At 71.3% G+C, this 2,467-nt stretch carries 2 protein-coding genes; one reads left to right on the top strand and one right to left on the bottom strand.

The window, feature by feature from the left end; all coding sequences use genetic code 11:
• Positions 1-128: 128 nt before the first annotated feature.
• On the bottom strand, positions 129-1,433 hold the full coding sequence (locus tag GT354_RS27490) for an extracellular solute-binding protein (RefSeq protein WP_161359072.1): 1,305 nt from the start codon (positions 1,431-1,433) through the stop codon (positions 129-131).
• Positions 1,434-1,591: 158 nt separating this feature from the next.
• Between GT354_RS27490 and GT354_RS27485 the strand changes: the two genes are divergently transcribed.
• The coding region (locus tag GT354_RS27485; protein ID WP_161359071.1) for an ROK family transcriptional regulator at positions 1,592-2,467 on the top strand (876 nt) is incomplete at its 3' end.

The raw sequence follows: 2,467 nt of genomic DNA, 5'->3' as shown, positions 1-2,467 counted from the left end.
CCCCGTAGAAGAGCAGGGCGGGGAGCACGTACAACAGTGGCGCGGCGCCGCGGCGCCTTCGGGCGCGGGCCCCGCCGCCGAACCGCGCGGCGGTGGGGGCCGCCGCCCGGTCGGCGCGGACGAGCGTGTCAGCCATGCGTCTTGGCCCACTCGCCCTGGACGGCCGAGACGAAGCCGGCGGTGTCGCTCTTGCCCGCGATCAGTTCCTGGCCGGCGGAGGTGAGCTTGTCGTTCATCGTGGCGGTCGCGTTGTTGTTGAACCCGACCAGGCCGTTGTCGGCGTCGACCCTGGCCCAGGCGGCCACGATGTCGGCCATCAGGGAGCCGGTTTCGGGTTTGGCCGCGGACAGGTCGGCCGGCATGAACCCGGCCTTGAACTCCTCGGCCGAGGCTTCGGGGGAGCGCAGGAAGTCCAGGAACGCGGCGGCGGCGTCGGGGTGCTTGGTCTTGGCCGAGACGGCGTAGGCGACCGACGTGCCGATCGTGGTGGCCTTGGGGGCGGGGAAGGCGAAGAAGCCGGCGTCCTTGCCGAGCTTGTCCGCGATCTTCTTGGCGTCCCAGTTGCCGTCGATGAAGAACAGACCCTCGCCCTTGGTGAACTTGTCGACGGCGCCTTGCAGATCGGTGCCGTTGACGCCCTTGGGCAGGTAGCCGTTCCTGCTCCAGTCGGCGACCCTGTCGACCGCGGCGCGGTTGCCCGGGGTGTCGAAGGTCGCGCCCTTTTGCCCGAAGACCCACTTGGCCGCCGCCTCGGCACCGTCCGCGGACTGCCCCATGAGCTGGATGGCGAAGGACGCGTGGCCTTCGGAGTTGCCCAGTTGGAGCGGTACTTCGCCGGCCTGCTTGGCCTTGCCGAGATCGGCCTCGAACTCGGCGAGGGAGGCGGGCGGGGCGGTGATGCCGAGCTTCGCGGCGACCGCCTTGTTGTAGTAGACGCCGACCAGGGAGAAGCCCGCGGGCGCGGCGTACAGGCCGCCGCGGCCGAGCGTGCTGCCGTCGACGTCGACCCGCCACTGGTCGAGCTGTGAGCTGGGGTAGGTCTTGTCCCAGCCGTAGCTCGCCGCGTACGGGCTCAGGTCGCGGACCAGCTTGTCCTTGACCGTCGCGCCGACGGAGTTGAGCAGTGCTATGTCGGGCGCCTGGTCGGAGGCGAGGGACAGGTTCAGGCTCTTGTTGTAGTCGTCGTAGTTCGTGTCCTGGTAGTCGATCCTGATGTTGGGATGCTTGGCCTGGAACGCCTGGATGACGGCCTTGATCGCGGCGCCCGACTCGGGGGTCGAGACCAGCTTCAGCCTCGCTTGGCCCTCCGGCACGCCGGTTTGCACGGGCCCGGTCGGCTGGGGGGCACCGGCGGTGTTCGAGGAACCGGGCGCACATGCCGTCGCGGCCACCGCGACGACGGCCGCGCAGGCCAGAATCTTGCCGATTTTCATGGCGTGAGCTCCAACGGGAAACGAGAGAATGGTGTGGGCGCCGTCACATCCGACGGAAGGACGAGCGACTCTAAGCTACGAGTTTGGAAAGAAACTTTCTTTCGCTAGAGAATGGGACCCGGGCAACACCACGTCAAGAGGGGACGCACGAGAAATTCATGAAGGACACCGAGGCCCTACCCGGCGGCGACCAGAGCGCGCTGCGCCGGCTCAACACCAGTCGCGTGCTGCGGCTGCTCTACGAGGGCGGCCCGCTCGCGACCAACGCGATCGCCCGAGTGACCGGGCTCTCCCGGCCCACGGTGCGGGGGATCGTGGCCGAGCTGCTCGAGGCGGGCACCGTGCGCTCCGACGGGCTGGAGTCCGTGCCGACCGGCGGCCGCCCCGCCCAGCGCTACGCCTTCGACCTGGACGCGGGCCGCCTGGCCGGCGTCCACATCGACGCGGCCTCGGTGTCCGTACGCCTGACCGACCTCGGTGGCCGCCACCTCGCGTCGGGGACCCGTGCGCTGCCCGTCGACTCCGCGCCGCAGGCGCGCATAGCGGCGGCCGCGGAGCTGGCGCGCGAACTGCTCGCCGAGGATCCGGCGCCCCTGTGGGCGGTCGGCGCCGGAACCCCCGGCATCATCGACGCCGCGGGAGCGGTACGGCTGAGCGTGGCCATCCCGCGCTGGAGCGGGGTACGCCTGGCCGAGAACCTCGGCGCGCGGCTCGGCTGCCCGGTCACGGCGATGAAGGACACCAATCTGGCCGCGCTGGCCGAGCACCGCGTCGGGGCGGCGCGGGGCACCGCAGACGTGCTGTACGTGCAGATCGGGCGCCGATTGGGCGTGGGTGTACTCGTGGACGGCAGGCCGTTCACCGGCCGCACCGGTGCGGCCGGTGAGATCGGTCAGCACCCCGGCCTGGGCTGGAACGACGCCCCCGCGCGGCTGCTGGCCGAGGCGGGCGAGCGCGAGGACGGCGGGGCGCAGCAGACCGCCCTGGTCCTGACCCGCGCCCGACACGGCGACCCGGGCGCACAAGCCGCGGTC

The sequence above is a fragment of the Streptomyces sp. SID3343 genome, assembly GCF_009865215.1.
Lineage (GTDB): Bacteria > Actinomycetota > Actinomycetes > Streptomycetales > Streptomycetaceae > Embleya.
The sequence above is the reverse complement of the archived record's forward strand: the minus strand, read 5'-3'. Positions and strand labels throughout refer to the sequence as shown.

Coding starts and splice junctions, on each gene's coding strand:
- GT354_RS27490 (WP_161359072.1), bottom strand. CDS start 1,433: ATGAAAATCGGCAAGATTCTGGCCTGCGCGGCCGTCGTCGCGGTGGCC.